Annotated in this window: 24 protein-coding genes; 13 read left to right on the forward strand and 11 right to left on the reverse strand. The window is 69.3% G+C overall.

The genetic code is table 11. The features are described 5' to 3' along the window. Positions 1-2: 2 nt before the first annotated feature. Positions 3-959 (forward strand): MlaD family protein, encoded by a 957-nt coding sequence (locus tag ACXJKJ_RS16900; RefSeq protein WP_457391162.1) that lies wholly within the window; start codon positions 3-5, stop codon positions 957-959. After that, the gene (locus tag ACXJKJ_RS16905) at positions 956-1,534 is read left to right on the forward strand and encodes an ABC-type transport auxiliary lipoprotein family protein (protein ID WP_457391164.1); all 579 of its coding nucleotides are present in this window, start codon (positions 956-958) and stop codon (positions 1,532-1,534) included. The genes ACXJKJ_RS16900 and ACXJKJ_RS16905 overlap by 4 nt, the downstream gene beginning before the upstream one ends. Before the next feature lie 27 nt (positions 1,535-1,561). On the opposite strand, the gene ACXJKJ_RS16910 is transcribed toward ACXJKJ_RS16905, so the two are convergent. From ACXJKJ_RS16910 to ACXJKJ_RS16925, 4 genes are read right to left on the reverse strand one after another with little or no spacing between them, the layout of a single operon-like run. Continuing rightward, positions 1,562-2,344, reverse strand: a complete 783-nt coding sequence (locus ACXJKJ_RS16910) for a PEP-CTERM sorting domain-containing protein (protein ID WP_457391166.1) — start codon at positions 2,342-2,344, stop codon at positions 1,562-1,564. Positions 2,345-2,357: 13 nt separating this feature from the next. After that, positions 2,358-3,320 carry an alpha-ketoacid dehydrogenase subunit beta gene (locus tag ACXJKJ_RS16915; RefSeq protein ID WP_457391167.1) on the reverse strand — a complete coding sequence of 321 codons (963 nt, stop codon included), beginning with the start codon at positions 3,318-3,320 and terminating at the stop codon, positions 2,358-2,360. Positions 3,321-3,342: 22 nt separating this feature from the next. Then, the gene (locus tag ACXJKJ_RS16920; protein ID WP_457391169.1) at positions 3,343-4,317 is read right to left on the reverse strand and encodes a thiamine pyrophosphate-dependent dehydrogenase E1 component subunit alpha; all 975 of its coding nucleotides are present in this window, start codon (positions 4,315-4,317) and stop codon (positions 3,343-3,345) included. An 11-nt stretch (positions 4,318-4,328) separates the two neighbouring features. After that, positions 4,329-5,429, reverse strand: coding sequence for a hypothetical protein (locus ACXJKJ_RS16925; protein ID WP_457391171.1), 1,101 nt, complete (start codon positions 5,427-5,429; stop codon positions 4,329-4,331). Positions 5,430-5,679: 250 nt separating this feature from the next. Between ACXJKJ_RS16925 and ACXJKJ_RS16930 the strand changes: the two genes are divergently transcribed. From ACXJKJ_RS16930 to ACXJKJ_RS16940, 3 genes are read left to right on the forward strand one after another with little or no spacing between them, the layout of a single operon-like run. Beyond that, positions 5,680-6,162 (forward strand): hypothetical protein, encoded by a 483-nt coding sequence (locus ACXJKJ_RS16930; RefSeq protein ID WP_457321914.1) that lies wholly within the window; start codon positions 5,680-5,682, stop codon positions 6,160-6,162. Further along, positions 6,162-6,644: a hypothetical protein gene (locus ACXJKJ_RS16935; RefSeq protein WP_457321916.1), complete on the forward strand. Its 483-nt coding sequence runs from the start codon at positions 6,162-6,164 to the stop codon at positions 6,642-6,644. Before ACXJKJ_RS16930 ends, ACXJKJ_RS16935 begins: the two co-directional genes overlap by 1 nt. Further along, positions 6,641-8,023, forward strand: coding sequence for a GAF domain-containing protein (locus tag ACXJKJ_RS16940; RefSeq protein ID WP_056197332.1), 1,383 nt, complete (start codon positions 6,641-6,643; stop codon positions 8,021-8,023). Before ACXJKJ_RS16935 ends, ACXJKJ_RS16940 begins: the two co-directional genes overlap by 4 nt. Positions 8,024-8,147: 124 nt before the next feature. Here ACXJKJ_RS16940 and ACXJKJ_RS16945 read toward each other — a convergent pair whose 3' ends face one another. From ACXJKJ_RS16945 to ACXJKJ_RS16965, 5 genes are all read right to left on the reverse strand, one after another. Beyond that, entirely contained in the window at positions 8,148-9,239 is a 1,092-nt protein-coding gene (locus ACXJKJ_RS16945) for a zinc metalloprotease (protein ID WP_056199502.1), read from the reverse strand. 99 nt (positions 9,240-9,338) lie between these two features. After that, positions 9,339-9,728 carry a RidA family protein gene (locus ACXJKJ_RS16950; RefSeq protein ID WP_082532658.1) on the reverse strand — a complete coding sequence of 130 codons (390 nt, stop codon included), beginning with the start codon at positions 9,726-9,728 and terminating at the stop codon, positions 9,339-9,341. Next, positions 9,725-11,686 (reverse strand): amidohydrolase family protein, encoded by a 1,962-nt coding sequence (locus ACXJKJ_RS16955; RefSeq protein ID WP_457391173.1) that lies wholly within the window; start codon positions 11,684-11,686, stop codon positions 9,725-9,727. Before ACXJKJ_RS16955 ends, ACXJKJ_RS16950 begins: the two co-directional genes overlap by 4 nt. Further along, complete coding sequence (locus ACXJKJ_RS16960) at positions 11,683-12,744, reverse strand: dipeptidase (RefSeq protein WP_457391175.1); 1,062 nt, start codon at positions 12,742-12,744, stop codon at positions 11,683-11,685. Before ACXJKJ_RS16960 ends, ACXJKJ_RS16955 begins: the two co-directional genes overlap by 4 nt. Further along, positions 12,741-14,018 (reverse strand): MFS transporter, encoded by a 1,278-nt coding sequence (locus ACXJKJ_RS16965; protein WP_457391177.1) that lies wholly within the window; start codon positions 14,016-14,018, stop codon positions 12,741-12,743. The genes ACXJKJ_RS16960 and ACXJKJ_RS16965 overlap by 4 nt, the downstream gene beginning before the upstream one ends. A gap of 52 nt (positions 14,019-14,070) precedes the next feature. Between ACXJKJ_RS16965 and ACXJKJ_RS16970 the strand changes: the two genes are divergently transcribed. Further along, the gene (locus ACXJKJ_RS16970; protein WP_056197339.1) at positions 14,071-14,709 is read left to right on the forward strand and encodes a TetR/AcrR family transcriptional regulator; all 639 of its coding nucleotides are present in this window, start codon (positions 14,071-14,073) and stop codon (positions 14,707-14,709) included. Here ACXJKJ_RS16970 and ACXJKJ_RS16975 read toward each other — a convergent pair. Next, positions 14,706-16,493, reverse strand: a complete 1,788-nt coding sequence (locus ACXJKJ_RS16975; protein ID WP_457391179.1) for an aspartyl protease family protein — start codon at positions 16,491-16,493, stop codon at positions 14,706-14,708. The genes ACXJKJ_RS16970 and ACXJKJ_RS16975 overlap by 4 nt on opposite strands. Positions 16,494-16,648: 155 nt before the next feature. Here ACXJKJ_RS16975 and ACXJKJ_RS16980 point away from each other — a divergent pair, with 155 nt between their 5' ends. The 6 genes from ACXJKJ_RS16980 to ACXJKJ_RS17005 are packed head-to-tail and all read left to right on the forward strand — an operon-like array spanning position 16,649 to position 23,289. After that, positions 16,649-17,602, forward strand: coding sequence for a sugar kinase (locus tag ACXJKJ_RS16980; protein WP_457391181.1), 954 nt, complete (start codon positions 16,649-16,651; stop codon positions 17,600-17,602). A gap of 9 nt (positions 17,603-17,611) precedes the next feature. Next, positions 17,612-18,928 (forward strand): pectate lyase family protein, encoded by a 1,317-nt coding sequence (locus tag ACXJKJ_RS16985; RefSeq protein ID WP_457354634.1) that lies wholly within the window; start codon positions 17,612-17,614, stop codon positions 18,926-18,928. Continuing rightward, positions 18,925-20,523, forward strand: coding sequence for a family 43 glycosylhydrolase (locus ACXJKJ_RS16990; protein ID WP_457391183.1), 1,599 nt, complete (start codon positions 18,925-18,927; stop codon positions 20,521-20,523). The genes ACXJKJ_RS16985 and ACXJKJ_RS16990 overlap by 4 nt, the downstream gene beginning before the upstream one ends. 9 nt (positions 20,524-20,532) lie before the next feature. Beyond that, positions 20,533-21,492 carry a TRAP transporter substrate-binding protein gene (locus ACXJKJ_RS16995; RefSeq protein WP_457391184.1) on the forward strand — a complete coding sequence of 320 codons (960 nt, stop codon included), beginning with the start codon at positions 20,533-20,535 and terminating at the stop codon, positions 21,490-21,492. Continuing rightward, positions 21,489-21,983, forward strand: coding sequence for a TRAP transporter small permease (locus tag ACXJKJ_RS17000; protein ID WP_457391185.1), 495 nt, complete (start codon positions 21,489-21,491; stop codon positions 21,981-21,983). The genes ACXJKJ_RS16995 and ACXJKJ_RS17000 overlap by 4 nt, the downstream gene beginning before the upstream one ends. Before the next feature lie 25 nt (positions 21,984-22,008). After that, complete coding sequence (locus ACXJKJ_RS17005) at positions 22,009-23,289, forward strand: TRAP transporter large permease (protein WP_457391222.1); 1,281 nt, start codon at positions 22,009-22,011, stop codon at positions 23,287-23,289. Here ACXJKJ_RS17005 and ACXJKJ_RS17010 read toward each other — a convergent pair. Beyond that, positions 23,286-24,053 (reverse strand): substrate-binding periplasmic protein, encoded by a 768-nt coding sequence (locus ACXJKJ_RS17010; RefSeq protein ID WP_457325595.1) that lies wholly within the window; start codon positions 24,051-24,053, stop codon positions 23,286-23,288. The two genes, ACXJKJ_RS17005 and ACXJKJ_RS17010, sit on opposite strands and share 4 nt — an antisense overlap. Positions 24,054-24,100: 47 nt before the next feature. Between ACXJKJ_RS17010 and ACXJKJ_RS17015 the strand changes: the two genes are divergently transcribed. Then, positions 24,101-25,189: a dienelactone hydrolase family protein gene (locus tag ACXJKJ_RS17015; protein ID WP_457391187.1), complete on the forward strand. Its 1,089-nt coding sequence runs from the start codon at positions 24,101-24,103 to the stop codon at positions 25,187-25,189. The last annotated feature ends 92 nt before the right edge of the window (positions 25,190-25,281 follow it).

The following is a 25,281-nucleotide window of genomic DNA, read 5'->3' on the forward strand; positions in this document are numbered from 1 at the left end:
GCATGGAAAACAAAGCCCACGCCCTGGCCGCCGGCCTCTTTCTGCTGCTGCTCGGCCTCATGCTGGCAGCCAGCGTCGCCTGGTTCCAGGGCGACCGCACCGAGCGCGTGCGCTACACCGTCGTCGCCCGCAGCGGCGTTCCCGGCCTGAATCTGAAGGCACCGGTCAAGCTGCGCGGTGTCGAGGTGGGCTACGTCGAGACCATTGGCTTCGACTCGGCCGACCCGCGCCAGATCCTCGTCGGCATTGCCGTCGATGTGGCCGCGCCCGTGTCGACCCAAACCTATGCCCAGCTCGGCCTGCAGGGCGTGACCGGCCTGTCCTTTGTCGGCCTGGAGGAGGCCGATACCAAGGGAACCCTGCAGCGCGCCGCACCCGGCACCCGCCTCGCGCTACGGCCGACGCTGCTGGATCGCCTGGCCGAGAGCGGCCCGGGCCTGGTGACCGGCTTTGCCGAGACGGCCACCCGGCTCAACGCCCTGCTCAGCGACGACAACCGCATCCAGCTCGGCAAGACGCTCGCCGAGCTGCAACAGGCCGCCGGCGACACCAGCAAGCTGATGGCTGCCCTGCAACCCAGCGCCCGCGAACTGCCGGCGCTGCTGAAAGACTCTGATGCCACCGCCAAGCGCGCCCAGGCCGCGCTGACCCGCATCGAGGCGCTCGCCGCCGATGGCCAGTTGCTCGCCCAGGATCTGAAGGCCCGCGCCAAGGCGCTGGACCAGCTGGAGGCGGCCGCCGCTCAGGTGCAGGCCACCAGCCGCAGCCTCGAACTCGCGCTGGTGGGCGACACGCCGCCGCGCAACCGGCCTGTGCTGGCCGATGTCTCGGCCGCCAGCCGCAGCATCGAGCGTGCCGCCAATGACCTCGGCGACCAGCCGCAGAGCCTGCTGTTCGGCCGCAGCGCGCGGCCGCCCGGGCCCGGCGAGACGGGTTTTGCCGAGCGGCTGAAGAAATGAAAACAGCATCGATCCTGCTGGCCGTCGCGCTGGCCTTGAGTGCCTGCTCCCTCGCACCGACGGCGCCACCGCGGGCCGTCTACGACCTCGGCCCCGCGCCTGCGGCGGCCGCCAGTAGTGGTGCGCTGGCCTGGCGCGTGGCCGACGTGACGGCGCCACCCTGGCTGTCGGGCGACGGCATTGCCTATCGCCTCAGCTTCCAGCAGGCCCAGCGCCTGGAGCACTACCGCGACAGTTTCTGGGCCGCACCGCCCGCGGCCCTGCTGACGCAGCGGCTGCGCGAACAACTCGTCACGCCGCCCGCCTGCGCGGGCCGGCCGGCAGCGCTGCTGGCCATCAACCTGGACGAGTTCGAGCAGGTGTTCGCCAGCCCGGCCAGCAGCCAGGTCGTGCTGCGCCTGCATGCGACGTTGTGGCCCGCCGGCGCCACCAGCCCGCCAGTGCAACGCCACTGGCGCATCGAACGCGCCGCCGCTACACCCGACGCACCCGGCGCCGTGCGCGCCATGGCCCAGGCGGTGGACGAAATGCTGCCCCAACTGGCCGACTGGCTGGCGGCATCCGCCTGCCGCTGAATCCGGCACGGGCTGCGAGTCCAGGCCTTACCGGGCGGTCGATGGGCCAGCGCGGCGGCGCTGCAAGCGGACCAGCACCAGCAGGCCGGCGCCGGCCATCATCCAGCTCGACGGCTCGGGCACGGCCGCCGCCGTCATGAACTGGCCCGAGGCCGAGCTCGTGGTGACGCCGTCGGGCAGGGTCCAGTTGAAGTGCAGGGTGTTGCCGAAGTCGGCGCTGGTGTTGGGGCTGCCGGCATAGGGCAGCGCCACGGCCGAGGTGTGGAGCTCGGCATAGATGAAGACCTTGCTGTTGCCCAGGGGGATGGCCAGCTCATCGCCCAGGACCGTCGTGCCGGATTTCAGCTGCATGGCCGGGGCRTAGTCGTTCAGGTGATCGAAGAAGTCGGCCTTGGGGTCGCCGACATAGAAGCGCGCCCAGGCCTGCGCATTGCCACCGGGTGTCAGCGTGCCGTCGATGCTGACGCTGAGGTTGGCCAGGCCGAGGTTCTGGCCGTTGTGGAAGGCCACCGTGTCCCAGAAACGGGCCAACGATTCGGCGCCCGTCTTGGCATGGCAGCCCGGGCATGGTGTGGCGCTGGAGGCCGCGTGCAGCGTGCCGTCGCTCAAGGCAGCCATGCCCCAGGCATAGGAGTACTTGTAATACGACGGCGTGTTGGCCATGGCAGAGAAGCTGCCCTCGCCACCGCTGCGGGTGCCGCCCGTCGTGCCGGCGTAGCTGCCGTAGTTGGGTGTCGCGGCTTGCGCGGTGAAGGTCAGCAGGGTGGCGCTGGCCAGGGCCAGCGCGAGAGTCATCGAGGTCTTGTTCATGGTGGTCTCAAGTTCAGACATTCAGGGGTTGGGTGTTCATCAGCGCCCGCGCGCGGGCGGCGATCTGTTCGGGCCGGGGCACGGCGGCCTGCTCCAGCGGCCAGCTGGCCAGCGCCGGGGCGTCGGGACCGGTCAGGCGCCGGGGCGCGACCTTCAGTTCGGCAAAGGCCTCTTCGGCGACGACGGCGCACAGCTCGGCCGCCAGGCCGCACAGGCCGCTGGCCTCGGTCACGCACAGCAGGCGGCCGGTCTTGCGCACCGAGGCCAGCACGCTGGCCGTGTCCAGCGGCTTGAGACTGCGCAGGTCGATGACCTCGGCCTCCACGCCATCCGCCTGCAAGGCCTGCGCAGCGGTGAGGCAATGGCCGACGGTCTTGCCGTAGCCCACCAGCGTCAGCGCGTCGCCGCGCCGGCGCACCGCGGCGCGCCCGGGCAGCAGCAGTTCGTCGCCATTCACTTCGCCCGGCGCATGGGCCAGGCCGATGTCGCTGAACAGCAGGCTGGGCAGGGGCTGACCCAAGGCACCGGTCAGCAGCCCGGCGGTGTCGCCCGGCGTGCTGGGCATCAACACCTGCAGGCCGGGCACGTGGGCGAACAGCGCCTCCAGGTTGTGGTTGTGCTGGCCGCCGATGGACCAGCCGGCGCCGGTCTGGGCCAGCACCACCATCGGGAACCCGAACTGCCCCCCGCTCAGGGCCCCGAGCTTGCCGGCGCTGTTGACCAACGCGTCCATGGCGAGCATCAAGAAGGGCGAGAACAGCAGGTCCACGACCGGGCGCAGGCCCATGGCCGCGGCGCCCACGGCACAGCCGACGATGCTGGCCTCGGCCAGCGGCGTGTTGCGCACGCGCTCGGCACCGAAGGCGGCCAGCAGCTCGGGGTTCTTGGTGGCCACGCCCTCGCCGATGAAGATGACGCGCTCGTCGGCCGCCATCGCGCGGTGCAGCGCTGCCATCAGCGCTTGCTGGGAAGTCATTGTTTGCATCTCTCGTGCTCCTTCAGGCCAGTTGGGGCCAGGGCGCCGCAAGTGCGGCGGCATGGGCGTGCTCGATGACGCCACGCACCTCGGCCTCGCGGCGGGCCAGGTCATCGGCACTCAACATCAGCCGCTCGGCCTGGCGTTGGATGGGGTCGCGCTTGAGCCACTGGGCATGCTCGGTGGCACAGACATAGGCCTGGTCGTCGGGCTCAAAGTGGCCGCGTTGGCGGTAGGTCGTCAGCTCGAGCAGGCGCGGGCGGCCGCTGTCGCGGATGGCGGCCACGGCCTGCACGGCGGCGGCGTGAACGGCCTCGACGTCATTGCCGTCCACCACCTCGGCCACCAGGCCATGGCCCTGCACCCAGTCGGCCACGTGCTCGCCGGGCATGGTCTCGCGGCGGTGCACATAGGCCTGCCACTGGTTGTTCTCGCAGACGAAGAGAATCGGCAGGCGCCAGGTCGCGGCCAGGTTGATGGCCTCGTGGAAGATGCCCTGGCAGGCCGCGCCGTCGCCGAAGAACACGGCTGTGATGCCCTCGGGCTGGGCGCCGAGCTTCTGAGCCAGCGCCACGCCCGGCGCCAGCGACAGCCCACCGCCGACGATGGTGGACGTCAGCACCACACCCAGTGCCTTGACCGAGATGTGCAGCGAGCCCGAGTGGCCACCGCAATAGCCGCTGGCGCGGCCCAGCACCTCGGCGAACATGCGCTCGGGGTCGGCGCCGCGCGCCAGCAGGTGGCCGGCGCTGCGGTGGTTGGTGAGCAGCTTGTCCTGCGGGCCCAGGGCGGCGACGACGCCGACGGCGCAGGCCTCCTGGCCGACCGAGGTGCAGGTACCGGGGTTGCTGGGCGAGGCGGCGGCGATGAGCTGCTGCTCGTAGGCACGGATCAGCAGCATGGCGTCCAGGCGGGAGGACACGGTCGAGGCGGTGGCGGCGTTCCCAACGGGTGCTGCTGGCAGTTCGCGCGGCGTGGGAAGGGTGTTCGTACTCATGTCGGTCTTTCTCAGTTCAGCAATGCGGCAAGGCGCGACAGATCCAGCGCGGCGACGGCGTCGCGCATCGGGGTCGCATAGGCGGGGTTGTTGGGGTGGGTGCTGGCGCAGACGGTCAGCAGCTGGATGCGCGTGCGGTGGCGGGCGTCCCAGGGGAAGCCCGGGTCCAGCTTGACGAGGCGCTTCAGCGGCCGTCCGGCGTCGGCAGGCCCGGGCAGGCGATGGCGGCCGCTGCCCAGGCGGTAGGGCTCGCCGAGCTGGCCGGCATCCATCGCGGCGCGGGTGGTGCGCAGGCTCTCCAGCTCGTCGACCAGGCCCTGGCGGCCACGTGCCAGTTGCGCGTGATAGCTCGCCTCGCCAGCCTTGCGCTGGCGGGCCGCCATCAGCAAGGCGTCGGCGGCCTTGGCGTTCTGCGGTCGGATCTGCTCGGCCCGGCGCTCGGCGGCAGCCAGGTCAAAGGGCTGCAGCGCGCGCTCGTTGCGCTGGTCCCAGTCTTCGATCTTGCGTTGCTGCTCGCGCTCGAAGTAGCCAAGCATCTCGCCCACCGTCACGGGCACCCAGGGCAGGCGACGCTCGGGGCCGATGACGGCGCAGTCGCGGAACACTGGCCAGCCCTGCATGGTCTCGCCGCGCTCGCCTTCGAGGTAGGCGCTGAGCTGCTCGTCATGGGCCCAGCGGTTCAGCGTCGTCAGCGGCGAGTTGATGAAGAGACTGAAGCCGGCGCGCGGGCCGATGCGCTGGGCGGCTTCGGCGTGAATGCCGCAGTCCTTGCCTATCCAGGTCTTGGGGCCGAAGCCCTGGGCATGGATGACGGCCTCGCGCGGGCGGCGGCTGGGCTCGTCGGAGTCCATCACCTGGCGGGTCAGGCGCAGCCTCACTTCGGGCAGAGCCAGCAGGCCGGGGTTGAGCCGGGCCTGCGCCTCGAAGTGATCCATCACCGCATGCAGCGGCTTGAACGACGCATGGCTGATGGGCAGGCCGTCGCTGCTGATCGGCTCGGCAGCGTTGACGGCCCAGCAGCCGGCCTGGGCGGTGCCAGCGGCGAGCACCAACCCTGCGAGCAGCGCGGCGGCGGCCTGGGCGCTCAGCGAGGGGTTGGAACATGCTTTCATAGATAGCTCTCCTGATTCGGCGGTTTCGGGCAAGGCTGCGCCGCGCCGCTGCCTGGTGGGCTTCGGCCGGTTGATGCCTTGGGGGATGCGTGTCTCGCGCCGGGTCTGTCCGGCATGGGCTGTACTGTGGTCGGCGAGCGCTTTTCGCGCTGCTAGTTCTCCACTAAGGGTTTGTTAAGTCTTTGCTAACGGCGACGCGATGGCCTGCTTGCCTATCATTCCGACCTCGACCCAACCACCGCGCCGCACCTTGCCGCAACTCCCCCCCGACTGGGCCGCTCATCTCGAAAGCGGCGTCTCCCACCGCCTCGGCGGCAGCCATGCCGACGGCCAGCCCGAGATCTGCCGCGGCCTGGCCGCTCAAGCGCTGGCGGACGGCCGCGTCGAAGTGCTGCTGGCGGCCGACATCGCCGACCGGCTGCTGGCCGCCGTCCAGGCGAGCGGGCGCATCGCCTACGTCGCGGCGCAGCCGGGCAGCCATCGCACGCTGCACGTGAAAGGGCTGGACGCCGAGGTCTTCACGCCCACGGCCGGCCATGCACCGCTGTTCGAGCGCTGCCGTGAACGATTCATCGCCCAGGTCGAGCCCTACGGCTTCAGCCGCGAAGCCATCATGGCGATCTGGTACGACCTGGGCGTGCAGCGCCTGGCCGGCATCCGCTTCACGCCCTGCGGCGCCTGGGACCAGACGCCCGGCCCAGGTGCCGGCAACCCCGTGGAACTGCTGCGCTGATGGCCCGCCTTCCCGGCATCTGGATCGATCACCTGCAGCAGGGCGTCACGCTGCGCGTGGGCTCGAGCACGCCCGAGGGGCAGCCCGAGCTGGCCTTCGCGCACGGCGCCTGGGCCCTGGCCGACGGTCGCATCGAACTGCTCGCACGCAGCGAGGCGGGCGCCGAGTTGCTCGACGCGATCCGCGCCACCGGCCGCGTCGCTGTCTCCGCTGGCCTGCCCAGCACCTGCCGCGTGCTGCATGTGAAGGGCGTGGACGCCAAAGTGCTGCCCGCCTATGCCGAGCAGGGGCCGAAGTTCGCGCATTGCTTCGAGGCCTGGCTGCGACAGATCGAACTCTTCGGCGCCGACCGCCGACAGGTCAACGCCGTGCTCGGCGACCTCACCCTGGCCGACCTCAGCTGCGTGCGCTTCACGCCGCTGGCCGCCTGGGACCAGACCCCCGGCCCCGGCGCCGGCCAAGCCATCGACCTGTTGCCATGACCGACACCCCCACTCCTCAAACGGAACGTCGTGCGCTCAAACTGCGCGACGTGCGCCGCCTGCTCGAAGGCGTCATCCCGCCGGCGATGTGCTCGGTGGGCGCCGACGGCATGCCGCACGTCAACTACCTGTCGCACGCCGAGTACATCGACGACGAGCATGTCGCGCTGACCTACCAGTTCCTCAACCGCGCCCGCGTCAACATCCTGGCTACCGGCCGCGTCGCGCTCAGCGTCGAGGACCCGATCACCGGCGTGTCGGTGCTGCTTCAGCTCCGGTATGAGCGCACGGACACCGAGGGCCCGGTGTTTGAGCGCCTGCGCGCCAAGCTCGCCGGCATCGCCGCGCAGACGGGCATGGAGAAGGTCTTTCACCTGCGCGGCGCCGACGTCTACCGCGTCGAATCGCTGCGCAAACTCGACCCGGTGCACCCCCTGCCGGCCATGGCGCCGCGTTGCGATCTCGCCACCGGTGTGCGGCGCCTGAGCGAGCAGCTCGCCGAGGCGCCCGACCTGCGCAGCCTGCTGCAGGCCTTCACCACCGGCCTGCAGCGCGACCTGTGCATCGGCCACGCCATCATCTGGCTGCTGGACGAGCAGCGCCAGGGCCTCTATACGCTGGCCAGCATCGGCTACGAACAGGCCGGCAGCGGCGCCGAGCTGCCGCTGGCGGAAGCCGGCCTCGCCGGCGTCGCGCTGCGCGAGAACGTGCCCATCCGCATTGGCCACATGAGCCAGATGTACAGCTACGGCATGTCCTGGCGAGCCAAGGCCGAGCAGCTTGGCTTGCAGGCCGCCATGGCCGACACCATCCCCATGCCCGGCCTGGCCAGCCCGCGCAGCCAGCTCGCTGTGCCGCTGCGCGCCCGTGGCCGCACGGTCGGCGCGCTGCTGGTTGAAAGCGAGCACGACCAGTTCTTCAGCTATGACGACGAGGACGCACTGACGGCCGTTGGCGCTCAGCTGGCGCAAGGCCTGGCAGCTTTGCGCACGACGGAGCTCGTGGAAGAGCCCGTGGCGGCGGCCCCCGCGGCCGAACAGGCGGCCGGCGGCACGCCGCTGCGCTTGCGCCACTACCCGCGTGACCACAGCGTCTTCATCAACGACGAGTACCTCATCAAGGGCGTGGCCGGCGCCATCATCGCCAAGCTCGTGCGCGACCAGATCGACAGCGGCCGCGAGGCCTTCAGCACGCGCGAGCTGCGCCTGGCCGGCGGCGACCTGCGCCTGCCCGAGGTGCAGGACAACCTCGGCGTGCGCCTCCTGCTGCTGGAGCGCCGCCTGGCCGAGCGCGACTTCGGCCTGCACATCGAACGCGCCGGCCGCGGCCAGTACCGCCTCATTGCCGACGGCCCGCTGAGCCTGACGACCGAGGGCTGAGTTGCGCGTCTGTCGCGCCATGCGCTACCGTCGAGACACGAGCACTGGCCGGCCTGGCCGCACCTCAGCCCTGACACTGGAGACCCTCGTCGTCACGGCCGCAGTGCCGTAGCGTTGACAGGCCCTAAGACACCATCAACGAAGTGATGCCGGTCTGGCCCGGGTGGTAGAGCCGCAGGCGCACGAAGTAGCGACGACCGGCAAAGAGCTTGTAGACGATGCTGGCATTGCGGTCTTCGCCGCTGTCGTCGTCGGCCGCCAAATTGCGCGGCGTGCCGTTCACGTCCTCGAACAGGCCGAGCAGCGTGTCCGATGCGCCCTTGGTGGCGATGGTGTACCTGCGCGACTCGGTGGGCTTGAACAGATAGTCCACCTGTTGCCCGGCCGCAAGGGGCACGGCCACGGCCTTGAAGGCTTCCAGCGTCGGCGTCTGGGCCGCCTGCGCCGGGTACCACTTCAACAACCAGGCCTTGTCGGCCTTGGACAGCTTGCCGGGCGGCACCAGGCCGTCGACGTCATATTGCTCGGGCTCGTCGATCAGGCCAGGCTCGAACTCGTACTCCATGATGGAGTCGGGGTCCCAACTCGAGCCCTGCACCTGGCTGGGCTCGAGCTTCTCCAGGATGTTGTGGAAGGTCGTCTCGCGCGTCCAGCTGTTGGGCGGCTTGCCCAGCGAGGTGTAGACGGCCTCCTCATGCCACTTGATGCCGGCAAAGGGGTTCTGGTGCTCGTGCTCCATGCCCAGCACATGGCCGAGTTCGTGCAATGCGGTGCCGCGGCCATACTCCGTGGTCAGGTCCCAGCCATAGACGGTGGTCGGTTCGGTCGTCGGCACATGCAGCACGTCGCGCCCGACGGCCGACGCCGAGCTGCCATCCGGCTCGGAGTAGCCGATGCGCACCTCGGCCTCGCTCATCTGCGTGACCTCCTGGAACACCAGGCCGATGCCGACGGCTTTCCATTCGGCGAAGGCGGCGCGCACCGCATCGGCTTGCTTCTTGGCCACGGCGTAGTGGCCGCTCTTGAAGAAGCAATAGTGCAGCACCGTGCCGTTGAGCCACTTGCCTCGGGTATTCAATATGGCACGTGCGCGGCGCGGATCGTTGGCGATGACGGCCGGCAGGCTGGGCTTGATGCGCGGCGGCGTGTTGCACAGCGGCCTGGGTGCCGGGCGCGCGGCCAGTTTTGACTTGTTTGTTTTCGGCTTGCTTGCCATGGATGCCTCCATCGAGCGTCACTGCCCATTGCAGCCCGCTCAGCATGAACCCGGCGCCGCCCGGGACCAATAGCTGACTTGAGGATGACCCCTAAGTCGTCAGGACTCGTCCGCCGCGATGCACTCGATCTCGACACGCGCGCCCAAGGCCAGACCGTTGCAGCCCAGTGCACTGCGCGCCGGCAGCGGCGTGCTGCCGAAGAACTCGCGGTAGACCTCGTTGAAGGCCGGCCAGTCGGCCATGTCGGCCAGCATCACGGTGCAGCGAACCAGGTGCTGCAAGTCCAGCCCCTGGCCGCGCAGCACGGTGCGGATGTTCTCCAGCGTCTGGCGCGCCTCGGCCCGCAGGCCGCCATCGACGAGCTTGAGCTGGCCGGGCACGTTGCCGAGCTGGCCCGACAGATAGAGCATGTTGCCGACGCGCACGCCCTCGGGAAAGGGCACGGTAGCAGGCACGACTTGGCCGCTGTTGAATCGTTCGATCTTCATCGTGGCGTCATTCCCATTGCTTGCTCCAGTGCAGCCGGGTCATAGACCTGGCCACCTTTGATGGTGCGGTAGACACGCCGGATGTCGCTCATGTTGGCAAGCGGATCACCGTCGACCAGGATCATGTCGGCCAGCTTGCCCGGCGTGATGCTGCCGCGCTCCTTCTCGACACCGAGCACGCGCGCCGGCACCAGCGTGGCGATGCGCAGCACCTCGGCATTGGCAATGCCGGCCTGGGCGTACAGCTCCAGCTCGCGGTGCAGGCTGTAGCCGGAGAAGCCGTCGCTGCCCGGCATGATCGTCACACCGCCCTCGTACAGGCGCTTGAGCATGCGCAGCAGGCCTGGCAGCGCCTGGGCATAGACGGCCTCCTTGCCCGCTGGCACGGCGACGGCCCCCGACAGCTGGCGGCGCTTCACCACCGTCGGGAAGCGCTGCACCACGGGCCGCAGCGCCGGCGCGGCGCGCGCGGGTTCGCCGGAGAACAGGCCCTCCAGTACGACCATCGTCGGGTCCAGGACGGTCTGGTGCTGGCGCAGGAAGGCGACGAAATCCGTGAAGCGGCCGTCATTGAAGTCGAACTGCGCGAGGCGGTCGGCCAGCACCGTGTAGCGGTCCCGCGTGCGCGTGTCCTTCACATCGGGGAAGAAGTTCAGCAGGATGAAGTTCAGGTGCTGGATCTCGTCGGCCCCGGCCTCAACGAAGGCGCGTGCAAAGGTGAAGGCCGGCACATGGCCGCTGACACGCAGGCCACGCTCGTGGGCGCGGTCAGCCACCGTCGCCACCAGCGCCGGGCTGAAGGACGAATAGATCTTGACCTGGGCATAGCCGTGGTCGGCGTACCAGTCCACGGCGGCGCGGGCCTTCTCGGGCGTATCGACCTTGACGTCGGTTGGGCCGGCCAGCGGACCGATGCCTTCGATGATGCCGGCCAGCGTCACGCGCGGGCCCAGCTCCGTGCCGGCGTTGAAGCGCTTCACGCGGGCCAGCATCGGCTGGTTGTCATTGGCCATGTCCCGCGCGCTGGTCACGCCGGCGATCAGGTCGAAGACGCCATCGACATTGCTGAAGTGCTGGTGCACATCCCACAGCCCGGGCATCAGGAAGCGGCCATTCGCGGCGATGACTTCGGCACCGGGCGGCACGTCGAGATCGGCATCGGGCTCAACACGCACGATGCGCTCGCCGCGCACGAGGACACTCATGCCGGGGCGCGCGATGCCCGTGACGGGATCGAACAGGCGTGCACCGCGGATCAGCAGCGCGCCCGGCGGCTTGTGCGTGTGCGCCCGCGCCAGCGCCGCATGCCAGGCCTGGTCGGCGGCCTGCTGGGCGCGTTGCAGTTCCGCCAACGCCGGCAGCAGCGGGGCCTCCAGCACCTCGAACCAGTCGTCGATGACACCGGCCGTGTCGCCCCTGTCATCCAGCCAGACAGGCACCGGCGTGAATTCGATGCCACCGATGCGATAGAGCGTCAGCTTGCGCCCCACCACGTCGACGTCGGCACCGCCTTCCAGCCAGGCCTCGCCGGCGGGCAGCAGCTTCAGCCGACGCCCCGGCGCCTTCAGCAGCGCGCGGGTCAGCACGCCCATGAATTCGGGTGGTGGATTGGCCGGCAGGTAGAAACCGGCCGAGCGCGTTTCACCGGTTTCGATGCGGTTCTTCCAGCGCGCCAGGCCGGCCGCATCGCGCTCGAAATGCTCGCTGAACTCGACCTTCCAGTAGTCGTTGCCGCTGGCCTCGTAGCGTATCGGCAGGCCATTGGCGTCGAGCCGCCAACGCGCCTGGATGACATCGCCACGGCCGCGGTCGTTGAAGCGGTAGTCAGCCGCGGTGACGCCGGGCTCAGGCTGGGTCAGCGTCTGCGTGCCGGCCGGGTTGCCGTGGATCTGGACCTGGTCGTCACGTGCGCTGACCGACGCGGCGATAAAGACAAGCGCGACGGCGAACCACTTCATTGCCAGGCCTCGCCCATCAGGCGGCGGAAGTTGCCGCCCAAGATCTTGTCGATGCGGCTCGCCGGGTGTCCACGAGCGGCCAACAATTGCGCCAACTCGATGAACTGCATCGGCCCGCAGAGATCGGGCAGGAAAAGGCTGACGTCCGGCGTCTCGCCCGGCGCGCCGATGCCCATGCTGCGCCGCAGCTCCGTCTCGGCGGCGAGCATGGCGCGGTAGGCGTCCAGGTCGTCGACGGCCGTGGTGCCGCCGTCGGTACCGAGGCCGACATGATCCTCGCCGCAGACGTCGATGGCGTGCTCCAGATGATTGATGAGATCCGATGCCATGGGCTGGCCGGCCAGGCGCAGATAGGGCATGAAGTACAGCCCGACCACGCCGCCCTTGTCGGCCAGCAGGCGCAGCTCGGCATCGCTCTTGTTGCGCGGGTGGTCGGCCACGGCGCGGCAGCCGCTGTGGGTGATGGCCAGCGGCCGGCGCGCGACACGCAGCGCGTCCAGGCAGGTCTGCTCGCTGCTGTGGCTGAGGTCGACCAGCACGCTCAGCGCCTGCAGCCGCTCGACGACCTCTGCGCCAAAGCCGCTCAGGCCGGTGTCGTCGGGCACCGTCGCACCGCAGCCAACGGCGTTGCGGCCGTTGTAGGTCAGCTGGATGACGCGCACGCCGAGGTTGGCGAACAGCGCGATACGCTCGGCCTTGTCGCCCAGCATCTCGGTGTTCTGAAAGCCGTAGATGACGCCGATCTGGCCGCCCGCGCGTGCCGCGTCGATGTCTGCCGCCGTATGTACCTTGCGCAGCACCGCAGGCCTGGCGCGGATGAAGGCGTCCCAGCCGGCGATGTCGGCCACCGTCGCCTCGAAAGGTTCGGCGCTGCCGGCCACGTGGCCCAACGTGATGTTGACGGCCGTGAGGCCGGCCGCGCGAGCGTCGCCCAGGGAGCGCTCGTCGACGCCCTGGCCGGTGCTGGTGTAGGCCATGGCGCTGCGGTCGCCGGCGCTGGGCTGGATGCGGATGTTCGGGTTGTCGAGGACACCCAGGGCGTTGATGACGAGATTCATGGAGAGAACTTCTTGATATGGAGCAGAGGCAACAACAACAGGCAGCTCAGGCCGACGAGGGCGTCCAGGCCGAGCGTCGCGGCATAACCCCAATGCTGGACGGCATAGCCCTGCCAGACGACGCTGTAGGTGATGGAGAGATTGGTCAGCGCCATGTAGGCGGCGAACTGCGTGGCCGCCACGGCCGGCTGGGTGATGCCCATGAAGAGGGCCACCCGCGCGCCGTAGATGAAGCCGAACAGCAGGTGGTAGATGACGACGGTGGCGAAGAAGGTCGTCACCAGCGCAGCGGGTGCGGCCTGGCCCGGCCCCCAGCCGTGGCGCTGCAGCTCGGCCATCAGGTACAGGCCGGGCAGGCTCAGCAGCGCCACGTAGACCGCCATCGCGCGGCGCAGGTTCACTCGGTCAGACAACCAGCCCCCGGCAATGCAGGTCACCGCAGTGGCAGCCTGCGAGACCGTCGCCAGCCAGCCAATGCGCTCGTTGGACAGGCCCAGGTCCACAGCCAGGTTGGCCTGCAGCCCACGCGACAGAGCCATGGCCGCGATGGGCAGCAGGCCGAACAGCAGGCCGGCAAAGGCCAGGCGCGAACCCAGCAGGGCCTGCAGCGCCTCGCGCAGGAAGGTGTGGACCTCGCGGCCCGCCGCGGCCAACGAGCCGCGCGCGGCGGACGCCGGCACCTCCTCGCGCATCGGCCACACCACCAGCGTCATCACCGCCAGGATCGCCAGGGCCAGCAGGACGATGCTGGTGTCGAAACCGATGCGCCCGATCAGCAACAAGGCCCCGCCGCCGCCGATCAGCACGCCCAGCGACTGCCCGCCGAACATCATGCCGCTGGCGAAAGCGCGCTCATGCTCGGGCAGCGTCGTCACGGCCAGCGCATCGACGGCCACGTCCTGCACGGCGCCAAACAGGTTGTGCACGACCAGCACTGCCGTGAAGAGGCCGAGCTGGGTGGTCAGGTCCAGCCCGGTCAGGGCCAGCAGCGTCAGCACCATCATCAGCTGCGCGCCAAGGATCCAGCCTCGGCGCGGGCCCAGGCGCCTGGACGCGATCAGGTCGACGAAGGGGCCATAGGCCCATTTGAAGGCCCAGGGCAGCAACACGAAGCCGATGAAGGCGCCGATCTCGCCCGCACTGGCGCCCTGGCGGCGCAGCTGGGTCGCAACGGTGGTCGACGCGAAACCGATGGGCAGGCCCTCGGTCAGGTACATCAGGAAGAACGCCGCGATACGCCCCCGTCGGGACGCCAGCAGATTCGGCAGTTGCATCGCCTGTCATCCTCTTCGCGTGAACGCCGAACGATTCTAGAATATTGTTCTAATGAGCAAGCCCCGTGGTTCCACCAGCCGCCTGAACCAGGTTTTCAAGCTGGCTTCGCCCGGCGAGCGCGGCGCCAGCCGGCGCGCGGTGCTCGCGCACGCCCTGCCCTGTTTCAACGCCCGCGGCATCGAGGCCGCCACCATCGAGGACCTGCGCCAGCGCAGCGGCCAGAGCGTGGGCACGATCTACCACCACTTCGGCAACAAGGAAGGCGTGGCGGCGGCCCTGTTCTTCGCCGGCTTCGATGATCAGAGCCGCGCCATCGCCACACGCACCGAGGCCGTCGCCGATGCACAGGCAGTGGTTGTTGAGCTGGTGACCGCCTACGTGGACTGGGTGACCGCCCTGCCCGAGCTGGCGGCCTTTCTCTTCATGGCCCGCGAGACCGTGGCCCAGGGGCCGCATGGCGATGCCCTGCGCGAGCGGCTGGAGGCGCGCTATGCCCCCATCGATGCCCGCCTGGCCGAGAGTGTGCGCGCCGGCCTCCTCGCCGAGCTGCCGGCCGAGCTGATCCCGGCCCTGGTGCTGGGCGGTGCGGAGTCCTACTGCCGCGGCTGGCTGGCCGGGCGGCGCGAGGCCAAGCCGGCGGCCTATGCGGGGCTGCTGGCCGAGGCGGCCTGGCGGGGTATATCAGCCTAGGGTGTTGCCGCGCTCGCCGAGGCCGGCGCGTCCTCGGCGACGGGCAGGCCCTGCTTGCGGACCTCGTCGTCGATGTGGCGACGCTGTTTGCGCGCCGCCTCGAGGTCGCGCCTGGCGGCGTCCTCGTTGCCCAGGCGGCGTTGCGCCAGCGCGCGGCCGTAGAGGGCCATGGGCAGGGGCTTGATCTCGATGGCCGCATCGAAGGCCTTGAGGGCGCGCGACGCGTCGTCCAGACGCAGATAGGCCCAGCCCAGGCTGTCGCGGGCCGACACGGCGCCGCCGTCCAGGCTCACGGACTCCTTGCAATCGTCCAGGGCCAGCTTCAGGTCCAGTGCCAGGCGCACGCGCAACCAGCAGCGGTTGTTCAACACGCGGGCCATGCCGCTGTCCGAGCGATGGCTGGGCATCCACAGCTCCCACTGGCGCAGGGCCGCGGGCACCAGCTCCAGCCTGGCGTAGACGTCAGCCATGCCGGCACGCAGATGCGAGGACGGCGGCAGTGCCGCGTCCAGAGCCTGCAAGTCGGCCAGCGCGCCGTCGCGTTCGCCCTTGGACACCCGCAGTGCGGCGCGCAGGGCCAGAGCCTCGTCCAGCGCAGGGTGCAGCCGCAGGGCTTCGTCGAGGTCGGCCTGGGCCTTGGCGAACTGGCGCATGGAGAGATGCACCCGCGCCCGCGCCAGGAAGTGAGCCTCGGCAAGGGGCTCGAGTTCGCAGGCGCGGTTCAGGTCCTCCAGCGCGCGCTCATACTCACCGCGGGCCGCCGAAGCCTCGCCGCGCCGCGCCAGGGCGGCCGCGTCGTCGGGCGAGATGTCATCAGGCCGCGCCRCATAGCGCGGGTCGTACTGTCCGGGCGTGGTGCGAGCAAACACCGCACCGCCATTCCAGGTCGCGTAGAGCTTGCGCTGCAGCTGCGACACATAGATGCGGTGCGACAGGAAATAGTCCAGACCCAGCAGCATGTCCTGGTCGGCCCCGCTGGCCTCATCGATGACGAACTGGCTGTTGTGGATCTTCTCGCCCCCGAACTCGAAGGTCTCGATCGGCCCGGTCCACGCCTTTGCCTTGCCCGAACCGGCGCCGCCGACGCGGCCGATTTCCGTGAGGTCGGACTCCTTCACGCCGGCACGCTTGGCCGTGCGCAGCTTCAGCGAGGTGCGCGGCGCGCCGGTGTCCAGCAGCGCCCTCACGTCCTGGTCGTTGACCCGGGCGGTCACCTGGATGGCCGTGTCATGGCCGCGCGAGCCCCCCTCCAGCGGCAGCACGATGATGGGTGCCTCGCCGGCCCAGTAGGCAAAGTTGGTCTTGTCGCAATCGCCCTTGGGGAACATCAGCCTCACGACGCCGTGGGCCAGGTCATATTCAGCATCGGCCATGGACAGGAAATTGCGCCCCAGGACGCCCTGGATGCCCGAACCCAGCTCGTTGCCGCCGACGATGAACTCGACGTTGTTGAGTGTGGTGCCCTGGAAAATCACCTTCTCCACGCGCGTCGCCCGCGCTTCGACGGAGCCGGTATAGCCCCAGATGCGCAGGCCGGCGGGCAGGCTCCTCAGCCGCAGATTGAGCTGGGCCGCCACCGACGGCGTCAGGAAGCTGAAGAAGGCGCCGCTGTCGATCAGCATGGGCACTTCGGTGCCGTTCAGGTTCAGCGTGCCGACCGGGCGATGGTTGACGATGCGGACCGGGATCTCCAGCTGGCTGAGCTTGCAGTCACCCCAGGCCGGCGCGGCGATCAAGGCTGCGGCCAGCAGCGCCCATGCGGCGCGCACTTGGTTCATCTTCATCTGCTCTCCCTGGCTTCATGATYTGGCACGCCTTAGAGCGCGCGGCGCGCACTCTAAGGCAGGCCGGGCGACCTCAGCGCCAGGCGGGGTAAACCATGTGGCCCGGAATGAACTGGGTAAGCTATCTTTATTGAACCGCTGTTTCATTTTTATCCGTGAACACTTTTTCCTCGCCCGCCTCCCGGCCGGTGTCCATCGCCGCCCTGGGCGAATGCATGCTCGAACTGCAGGGCCAGGCCTTCGGCCAGCTGCGCCAGAACTTTGGCGGCGACACGCTGAATACCGCCGTCTACCTGGCCCGTTGCGGCGGGGCGAACCTGCGCGTGCACTACGCAACCGCCCTGGGGGATGACTCCCTGAGCGCCGGCCTGCTCGAGCGCTGGGCCGCCGAAGGCGTGCAGACCGGTCTCGTGCAGCGCCTGCCCGGCCGGCTGCCGGGCCTGTACCTGATCGAGCTGGACGAGGGCGGTGAGCGACGCTTCCACTATTGGCGCGGCCAGGCCGCAGCCCGCGCCTATTTCGATACCGCGACGACGGCGTTGGAGGAGCAGGCCGACGGGCTGGACGCCCTCTACCTGTCGGGCATCAGCCTGGCCATCCTGCCGCAGGCCGGACGCGAGCGTGCACTGGCGCTGATGGCGCGCATGCGTGCCGCGGGCAAGCTGGTCGCCTTCGACAACAACTTCCGCCCGCGGCTGTGGGATTCGCTGGCCGATGCGCGCTACTGGTACCAACGCGCCTTCGCGGCCGCCAGCGTCGCCCTCATCACCGCCGACGACCACCAGGCCCTGCACGGCCTGGCCGACCTGGACACCGCCGTGGCCGCAGCCCAGGCGCTGCCCGTGGCCGAGATCGCGATCAAGCGCGGCGCACTGTCGACCCGCGTCGGCCTCAACCATGTCTGGCAGGACGTGGCCACCGAAGCGGTGCCGCGCGTCGTCGACACCACCGCGGCCGGCGACTCCTTCGCGGCCGGCTACCTGAGCCAGCGCCTGCGCGGTGCCACGCCGGCAGCAGGCGCGGCATTCGGCAACCGAGTGGCGGCCCGTGTCATCCAGCATCCGGGCGCGCTGATCCCGCGCGAGGCGATGCAAGACCTGATGGGATAAAGAAGCGATATGCGAATTCTTTGGACGCTGGCCCTGGCGGCCGGGCTCTGCCATGCGCAGACCAACACGGCACCTCTGCATCCGGCCACCTATGTGCACGCCGGCTGGGCGCAGACCACCGGCGGCCAGGGCGGCAAGATCATTCGCGTGACGACACTCGCCGGCGAAGGCCCGGGCAGCCTGAAGGCGGCCCTGGATACGCCCGGGCCGCGCATCGTCGTCTTCGAGGTGGGCGGCGTCATCGACCTGGCGGGCAAGAGCTGGAAGCTGCGCGAAGGAAAGATCACCATCGCCGGCCAGACGGCGCCCGACCCCGGTATCACGCTGGTCAAGGGCGAACTGGAAGTGTTTGCCAAGGACGTCATCCTGCAGCACATCAGCATCCGCCCCGGCGCCTTCGGGCGGGCCAAGCGCAGCGGCAACGACCATGACGGCTTCTCCACCGGTGACGGCGCCGAGCGCGTCATCGTCGACCATTGCAGCTTCTCCTGGGCAACGGACGAAAACCTCTCCGTCGGCGGCCATCGCTTCGAGGGCGCCACCCCCGACGACTGGCGCGCCCACACCTCGCATGCCATCACCTACAGCCACAACCTCATCTACGAGGGGCTGAACGAGGCCGTGCACATCAAGGGCGAGCACAGCAAGGGCTCGCTGATCCACGACAACGCCACGCAGATCCTGCTGCTGGGCAACGTCTATGCGTCCAACCGCGAGCGCAATGCGCTGTTCAAGGGCGGCGTGTGGGGCGCCATGGTCAACAACCTGATCTACAACCCCGGCTGGCGGGCGGTGCACTACAACCTGATCGCCCACGAATGGGTGGGCCGGCCTTACCAGGTCGGCAAGATCACGCTGGCCGGCAACGTCTACCGCGCCGGCCCTGGCACGGCGCTCAACCTGCCCTTCTTCACACTGGGCGGCGTCGGCGACGTGCAGCTCTACGAACAGGACAACCTCGCCGTCGACCGCCAGGGCCAACCCCTGCCGATGACGGGCCGCTACACGACCAGCGCCGAGATCATTCCCGTGCGCCAGCCCTATCTGCCTGCCGGCCTGAACTGGCTGCCGCCGCGCGAGCTGGAGAAGCTGCTGCCGCTGTACGTCGGCTCGCGGCCCTGGGCGCGCGATCCGCTGGACTTCAAGCAGCTGTCCGACATCGCCGAGGACCGCGGCCAGCTCATCGACGACGAGACCCAGAACAACCCCGAGGGCCTGCCCAAGCGCAAGCCGACGCAGCGCACCTTTGTCGAGGCCGACTGGAATCTCGCCGACATGGCGCCGAAGGCGGGCTGGCAATCGCTGTTCACGCAGGTCTCGAAGTGAGCCTGGACCGCCGCGGCTTGCTGGCACTGCTGGCGGTCCCACCGGCCTGGGGCGCCGCCGACTGCTCCGACGCGCCCGGCCAGCCCTACCTGCCGCCTTGCCAGCCCTGGCCCAAGGGCATTGAGGGCCAGCGCAAGGCCGACCTGGGTGATGGTCGCTTCCTGAACCCTGTGCTGGCCGGCGACAGGCCCGACCCGACGGTGCTGAAGGACGGCAGCGACTACTACCTGACCCACTCCAGCTTCGAGGCCGTGCCGGGCCTCTTGATCTGGCATTCACGCGACCTGGTCAACTGGCGGCCGGTGGCCAACGCGCTGCACGAGGCGGTGGGCAGCGTCTGGGCGCCGGACCTGTGCAAGCACGGCGATCGCTACTACCTCTATCTGCCCGTCAAGGCCTCGCCCAACGACATCCTCGTCAGCTGGGCCGATCGCATCGAGGGGCCGTGGTCCCAGCCTGTGCCGCTCGGGCTGAGCAAGCACATCGACCCGACGCATGTCGTCGGCGAAGACGGCCGACGCTGGCTCTTTCTCAGTGGTGGCGACCGCGTGCGCCTCAGTGAGGACGGGCTCAAGCTTGCCGGCTCCATCGAGCATGTCTACGACCCCTGGCGCTATCCCGAAGACTGGGACGTCGAAAGCTTCTCGCCCGAGGGGCCCAAGATGCTGCGCCATGGCGGCTGGTGGCACATGCTGCTGGCGGTGGGCGGCACCGCCGGGCCACCGACCGGGCACATGGTCATCGCCGCGCGCAGCCGCACGCTTGACGGCCCCTGGGAGCAGGCGCCGCACAACCCGCTGATGCGCACCCGCTCACCGCGCGAGCGCTGGTGGTCGCGCGGTCATGGCAGCCTGGTCCAAGGCCCCGCGGGCGATTGGTGGATGCTGTATCACGGCTACGAGAACAGCTTCCACACGCTGGGCCGACAGATGCTGCTGGCACCGGCGCGCTTCAGTGCCGATGGCTGGTTCCATGTCGATGCCGACGACGGCGCGCCGCTGCCCAAACCCAAGGGCGGCGACGCCGTACCGCATGGCCTGGCGCTGTCGGACGATTTCTCCGGCACGACGCTGAAAACCCATTGGCAATTCCTCAGCGGCAGCAGCCAGGCGCAGCGCGCCCGCGTTGTGGACGGCAAGCTGCGCCTCACCGCCACCGGCAAAGGCCCGGCCGACAGCCCACCGCTGGGCTTCATCCAGGGCGACCCGGCGTTCGAGCTGGAGTTCGATCTCGACTTCGACGAAGGCGTGCAAGCCGGCCTCGTCATGTTCTACAGCCCGCGCCTGTACGCCGGCATGGGCGCCAATGCGAAGAGCTTGCAGCTGCACCGCTACGGGCAGGACATCCGGGCCGTGCCCAAGCCCGCTGGCATCTCGCGCCGCATGCAGTTGAGGTTGCGCTGCGTGCGCCATGTGCTGACGCTGTACTCGCGTGCCGACGCCGGCCAGCCCTGGGCCAAGTTCCCGGTGCAGATGGACGTCAGCGGCTACCACCACAACACAGCGGGCGGCTTCGCCAGCCTGCGCCCGGCGATCTACGCGGCGGGTCAAGGCGAAGCACGCTTCTCGAACTTGCGCTATCGCGCTCTCGACTAAGGAGACCTCATGAAGATCCAAACCACGCTGATCGCTGCGGCGCTGCTCAGCCCCGCAGCCTGGGCCCTGGAGCTGAAATCCGCCGACGTGCACAACAGCGACGACTACCCCACCGTCGTCGCCGTCAAGCACCTGGGCCAGTTGCTCGCCAAGAGCAGCGGCGGCGCGCTGACGGTCAAGGTCTTCAACAAGGGCGCGCTCGGTAGCGAGAAGGAGACCATCGACCAGGTCAAGCTCGGCGCATTGGCGATGACGCGAGTCAACCTCGCGCCGCTGACGGCCATGTGCCCGAAGACGCTGGTGCCTTCCCTGCCCTTCCTGTTCCGCGACACGGCCCACATGCGCCATGCCTTCGACGGCCCGGCCGGCGAGGAGATCCTCAGGGCCTGCGAACACCAAGGCATGGTCGGCCTGGCGCTGTATGACTCCGGCGCCCGCTCGGTCTATGCGCGCAAGCCCATCAAGACGCTGGCCGACATGAAGGGCCTGAAGATCCGCGTGCAGCAAACCGACCTGTGGGTGGCCGCCATGACGGCGCTGGGCGCCAACCCCTCGCCCATGCCCATCGGCGAGGTCTACACGGGGCTCAAGACCGGCCTTATCGATGCGGCCGAGAACAATGTGCCGAGCTACGAGGGCTTCCGCCACTTCGAGGCGGCCAAGTTCTACAGCCGCACCGAGCATTCGATGACGCCCGAGGGGCTGTTCATCAGCAAGCGCATCTGGGACAAGCTGACACCCGACCAGCAGAAGCAGCTGCGCGAGGCCGCCAAGGCCTCGGTCGCCGTCGAGCGCGAACGCTGGGACGCGCAGGAAGCCAAGGCCCTGACCGCCGTGAAGGCCGCCGGCGCGCAGATCGTCGAGCCGGACCGCGAAGCCTTCCGCCAGGCCGTCCAGCCAGTCATCGCCAAGTTCGTCAACACGCCGGAACTCCAAGCCCTCGTCAAAGCGATTCAAGACACCAAATGAACGCCTACACCAAGCTCTGCGCGACGCTGTCGCGCTGGTCGCTGCGCGCGGCCGTGCTGGGGCTCGTCGTCCTCGTCGTCTGCGTGCAATGGCAGGTCGTGGGCCGCTATCTGCTGAACGACTCGCCCACCTGGACCGAGCCCTTTGCGCTGCTGCTGGTGCTCTACATCACGGCCCTGGCGGTGGCGGTGGGCGTGCGCGATGCCGGCCACCTGGGCATGGAGTCCATCGTGGTGCTGCTGCCCAAGGGCGCGCAGCGCGTGGCCGAGGCGCTCATCCATCTCTGCGTGATCGTCTTCGCCGTGCTGATGGCCGTCGCGGGCTGGGAGTGGCTGACGCTGAAATGGGCCGAGCCCAAGCCCATGCTCGGCATGTCCGAGGGGCTGGACTATCTGCCGCTGGTCATCTCCGGCGTGCTCATCGTGCTGTTCTGCATCGAGCACCTGATCGCGCTTTGGCGCGGCCAGACCATAGAAGAAGCGGGAGTCTGAGGTGGAGGGTCTTGAACTCTGGATCATGTGCGGCAGCTTCGTGCTGCTGCTGCTCTTGGGCGTGCCGGTGGCCTTTGCCATCGGACTGTCGTCCGTGGCGACGGCGCTCGCGGCCGACCTGCCCATGGCCATCGTCTTCCAGAAGATGGTGGGCGGCATGCAGGTCTTCTCCTTCCTCGCCATCCCGTTCTTCATCTTTGCCGGCGAGCTGATGCTGCACGGCGGCATCGCCGAGCGCATCGTCAACTTCGCCAACCGGCTGGTGGGCCATGTACGCGGCGGCCTGGGGATGAGCAATGTGCTGGGCTGCACGCTGTTCGGCGGCGTGGCCGGCTCACCGTTGGCCGATGTGTCGGCGATGGGCTCGGTGATGATCCCGCTGATGAAACGCGAGGGCTATGACGCCGACTACGCGGTCAACGTGACCACGCACGCCGCCCTGGTCGGCGCGCTGATGCCCACCTCGCACAACCTCATCATCTATGTGCTGGCCACGGCCGGCATTGCGGCGGTCAGCGTCTTCAACCTCATCCTCGCCTGCCTGATCCCGGCGGTGCTGCTGACGCTGTCCAATCTGGCCGCAGCCTATGGCGTCGCGGTAAAGCGCGGCTACCCGACGCACGGTGCCTTTCCCGGCTGGGGAGCCGTGTTCTCGGCCTTTGTCGCGGCACTGCCGGGCCTGCTGGTCATCGTCATCATCCTGGGCGGCATCCTCAGCGGCGTGTTCACGGCCACCGAGTCGGCCGCCACGGCCGTCTGCTGGGCGCTGATCGTCACTGGGTTGGCCTACAAATCCTTGAGCCGCCGCGGCTTCCTGGAGGCTTGCGCCAAGGCCTGCAAGACGACGGGCGTCGTGCTGCTCCTGATCGGCATCTCGGCCGCGTTCGGCTACTTCATGGCGTTGTATGAGGTGCCGCAGAAGACCGGTGAATGGCTGGAGCAACTCAGCGGCAACCGACCATGGGCGATCTTCCTGTGGGTGAACGTGCTGCTCTTCGTGCTCGGCACCTTCCTGGACATGGCGGCCACCATCCTGATCTGCACGCCCATCTTCCTGCCCATCTGCATGAAGGCCGGCATGGACCCGACGCAGTTCGGCGTCGTCATGCTGCTGAACTGCGCGCTGGGTCTGAACACGCCGCCGGTGGGCAGCACGCAGTTCGTCGGCTGCGCGATCGGTGGCGTCAGCGTCGGCCAGGTCATGCGATCGATTGCGCCCTTTTACGGCGCGCTGCTGGCCACACTGCTGGCCGTCACCTACATTCCCGCGCTGTCGATGGCGCTACCGGCATGGGTGGGTGGCTAGTAGCCTGGATAACGCGCCAGCACCCGGTTCCATTCGGGCTGCTGGCGCGCCCGCTGCAGGCCCAGGTTGAGGCGCTGCATCAGGTCCGGCCGCCGCTCCAGCGTGCGCCGGCTGACGTAGACATGGACCGGGCTCACGGCCAACTCCAGCACCACCTCCACCGCCTCGCCGGGCTCACGCGCGGCGCGGTAGAGCAGCGTGGCGGGGTCGTCGATGACGTAGTCCACGCGCCGCCCGCGCAGGGCCGACAGCGTCAGGTCATTGGCATGCAGCGGCACCAGCTGGCCCGCCAGCTCCGGGTCCTCCAGCTCGCGGCGCACGGCCAGCGGAAAGGACACGCCGCGGATCATGCCGATCTTGACCGCGCGGCCCTTCAGGTCGGCCAGCCGGCGCGGCCGATTCGCTGCGCCCGCCAAGCCCATCAGCGCCACGCGTTCGTTGCGATAGGCCAGCGTGAAGTCGCCAAACGCCAGCCGCTCCGGGGTGTGCGTGGCCGAAGACATCAGATCCAGTTCGCCCTGGGCGATGTCCGGGACCTGCCGCGCCCAGGGCCGGCGCGACCATTGCAGATGCTCGCCGCAAGCCTGGGCCATCAACTCCAGCAGTTCCACGTCCAGGCCCTGCGGGTTGCCGGAAGCGCCCTTGCTCTGGAAGGGCGGGTAGTCACTCCAGCCGATCCGCAGCGGCGCCCTGTCGTCGGCCCACGCCATCGCATCAGGCAGGGTCAGGAGCAGCAGACAGGCATCGCGGCGGCGCAGGTGCATCGCCCGACTCTCTCACAGCGCCGCCTGCTTGGCAGCCCCTGGCGACCATGAACCTTGCACGTCGCCAACTGTTTGCTGCACTGGCCACGTGGCCGGTGTTCGCCCGTGCCGAAGCCCTCGACGAGACGCTGGCGGGCCTGCAGCGCCGCTGGCGCCCGCGCCTGGCCTGGCGCCCCGGCCCCGGCTGGCGCGCCGAAACCCTGGCCAACGCCCGTCGGCTGATCCTGCAGCCGGGTGACGTCGGAAACGACTTCGCGACTGAAGTGCTCGGCGAGCAAGACCGCGGCAGCCACACGGCCCAGGCGCTGACGCTGCGCGGCGCACTCGGCGACCGCGTACCGGCGCTCTATCTGCGCCCCAAAGGCGCCGGCCCGCACCCAGCCGTCGTCGTGATGCACGATCACGGTGCGCGCTTCGACATCGGCAAGGAAAAGCTGATCCGGCCGCTCCAGCCCAAGCCGTCAGCCCAGGCCTGGGCCCAGCGCTATTACGGCGGCTGCTTCGTCGGCGACACGCTGGTGGAGGCAGGCTTTGCCGTGCTGGCCATCGACGCACTTGGCTGGGGCGAGCGCAGCCGGCCCGGCCTGGTGCGCGACGACCAGCAGGCGCTGGCCAACCACCTGATGCAGCTCGGCCAGACCTGGGCTGGCATCATCGCCAGCGACGATCTGCGCTCGCACCGCTGGCTGCGCGAGCGGCCCGAAGTGGATGGCAAACGCGTCGCGGTGCTGGGCTTCTCGATGGGCGCATTCCGCGCCTGGCAGCTGGCGGCCGTCTGCGATGAAGTCTCGGCCTGCGTCGCCGCGCACTGGATGTGTACGCGCGAAGGGCTGCTACGGCCGGGCGAGCACACCCTGGTGGGGCAGTCTGCCTTCAGCATGGCCCATCCGGGGCTGGCGGCGGAGCTGGATCATCCGGATGTGGCAGCGCTGATTGCGCCGAGGCCGTTGATGCTGTTCGGATCGCCGGACGACAAGCTGTTTCCGTGGGATGCGGTGCAGCAGGCTTGGGGACGGTTGGGTCAGGCTTGGGGACGAGGGGCCGGCTTGCAGACGCGCGCCACGCCCGGTGGGCACCTGTTCGACGTCGAGAAGCAGCGGGCGGCGGCGACATGGCTGGCAAGTCAGCGCCATTGACGGACAGCACGGCCCGGGCGCGGCCCGACAAGGCGAGTTTTCACCTCGGCAACATCCGGCCGACCCTGACTTTGTTGGCATAGTCCTTCCAC

The sequence above is a fragment of the Roseateles sp. P5_E1 genome (assembly GCF_054049335.1).

Coding starts and splice junctions, on each gene's coding strand:
- ACXJKJ_RS16900 (WP_457391162.1), top strand. CDS start 3: ATGGAAAACAAAGCCCACGCCCTGGCCGCCGGCCTCTTTCTGCTGCTG.
- ACXJKJ_RS16905 (WP_457391164.1), top strand. CDS start 956: ATGAAAACAGCATCGATCCTGCTGGCCGTCGCGCTGGCCTTGAGTGCC.
- ACXJKJ_RS16915 (WP_457391167.1), bottom strand. CDS start 3,320: ATGACTTCCCAGCAAGCGCTGATGGCAGCGCTGCACCGCGCGATGGCG.
- ACXJKJ_RS16920 (WP_457391169.1), bottom strand. CDS start 4,317: ATGAGTACGAACACCCTTCCCACGCCGCGCGAACTGCCAGCAGCACCC.
- ACXJKJ_RS16925 (WP_457391171.1), bottom strand. CDS start 5,429: ATGAAAGCATGTTCCAACCCCTCGCTGAGCGCCCAGGCCGCCGCCGCG.
- ACXJKJ_RS16935 (WP_457321916.1), top strand. CDS start 6,162: ATGGCCCGCCTTCCCGGCATCTGGATCGATCACCTGCAGCAGGGCGTC.
- ACXJKJ_RS16940 (WP_056197332.1), top strand. CDS start 6,641: ATGACCGACACCCCCACTCCTCAAACGGAACGTCGTGCGCTCAAACTG.
- ACXJKJ_RS16945 (WP_056199502.1), bottom strand. CDS start 9,239: ATGGCAAGCAAGCCGAAAACAAACAAGTCAAAACTGGCCGCGCGCCCG.
- ACXJKJ_RS16950 (WP_082532658.1), bottom strand. CDS start 9,728: ATGAAGATCGAACGATTCAACAGCGGCCAAGTCGTGCCTGCTACCGTG.
- ACXJKJ_RS16955 (WP_457391173.1), bottom strand. CDS start 11,686: ATGAAGTGGTTCGCCGTCGCGCTTGTCTTTATCGCCGCGTCGGTCAGC.
- ACXJKJ_RS16960 (WP_457391175.1), bottom strand. CDS start 12,744: ATGAATCTCGTCATCAACGCCCTGGGTGTCCTCGACAACCCGAACATC.
- ACXJKJ_RS16965 (WP_457391177.1), bottom strand. CDS start 14,018: ATGCAACTGCCGAATCTGCTGGCGTCCCGACGGGGGCGTATCGCGGCG.
- ACXJKJ_RS16970 (WP_056197339.1), top strand. CDS start 14,071: ATGAGCAAGCCCCGTGGTTCCACCAGCCGCCTGAACCAGGTTTTCAAG.
- ACXJKJ_RS16985 (WP_457354634.1), top strand. CDS start 17,612: ATGCGAATTCTTTGGACGCTGGCCCTGGCGGCCGGGCTCTGCCATGCG.
- ACXJKJ_RS16995 (WP_457391184.1), top strand. CDS start 20,533: ATGAAGATCCAAACCACGCTGATCGCTGCGGCGCTGCTCAGCCCCGCA.
- ACXJKJ_RS17000 (WP_457391185.1), top strand. CDS start 21,489: ATGAACGCCTACACCAAGCTCTGCGCGACGCTGTCGCGCTGGTCGCTG.
- ACXJKJ_RS17005 (WP_457391222.1), top strand. CDS start 22,009: ATGTGCGGCAGCTTCGTGCTGCTGCTGCTCTTGGGCGTGCCGGTGGCC.
- ACXJKJ_RS17010 (WP_457325595.1), bottom strand. CDS start 24,053: ATGCACCTGCGCCGCCGCGATGCCTGTCTGCTGCTCCTGACCCTGCCT.
- ACXJKJ_RS17015 (WP_457391187.1), top strand. CDS start 24,101: ATGAACCTTGCACGTCGCCAACTGTTTGCTGCACTGGCCACGTGGCCG.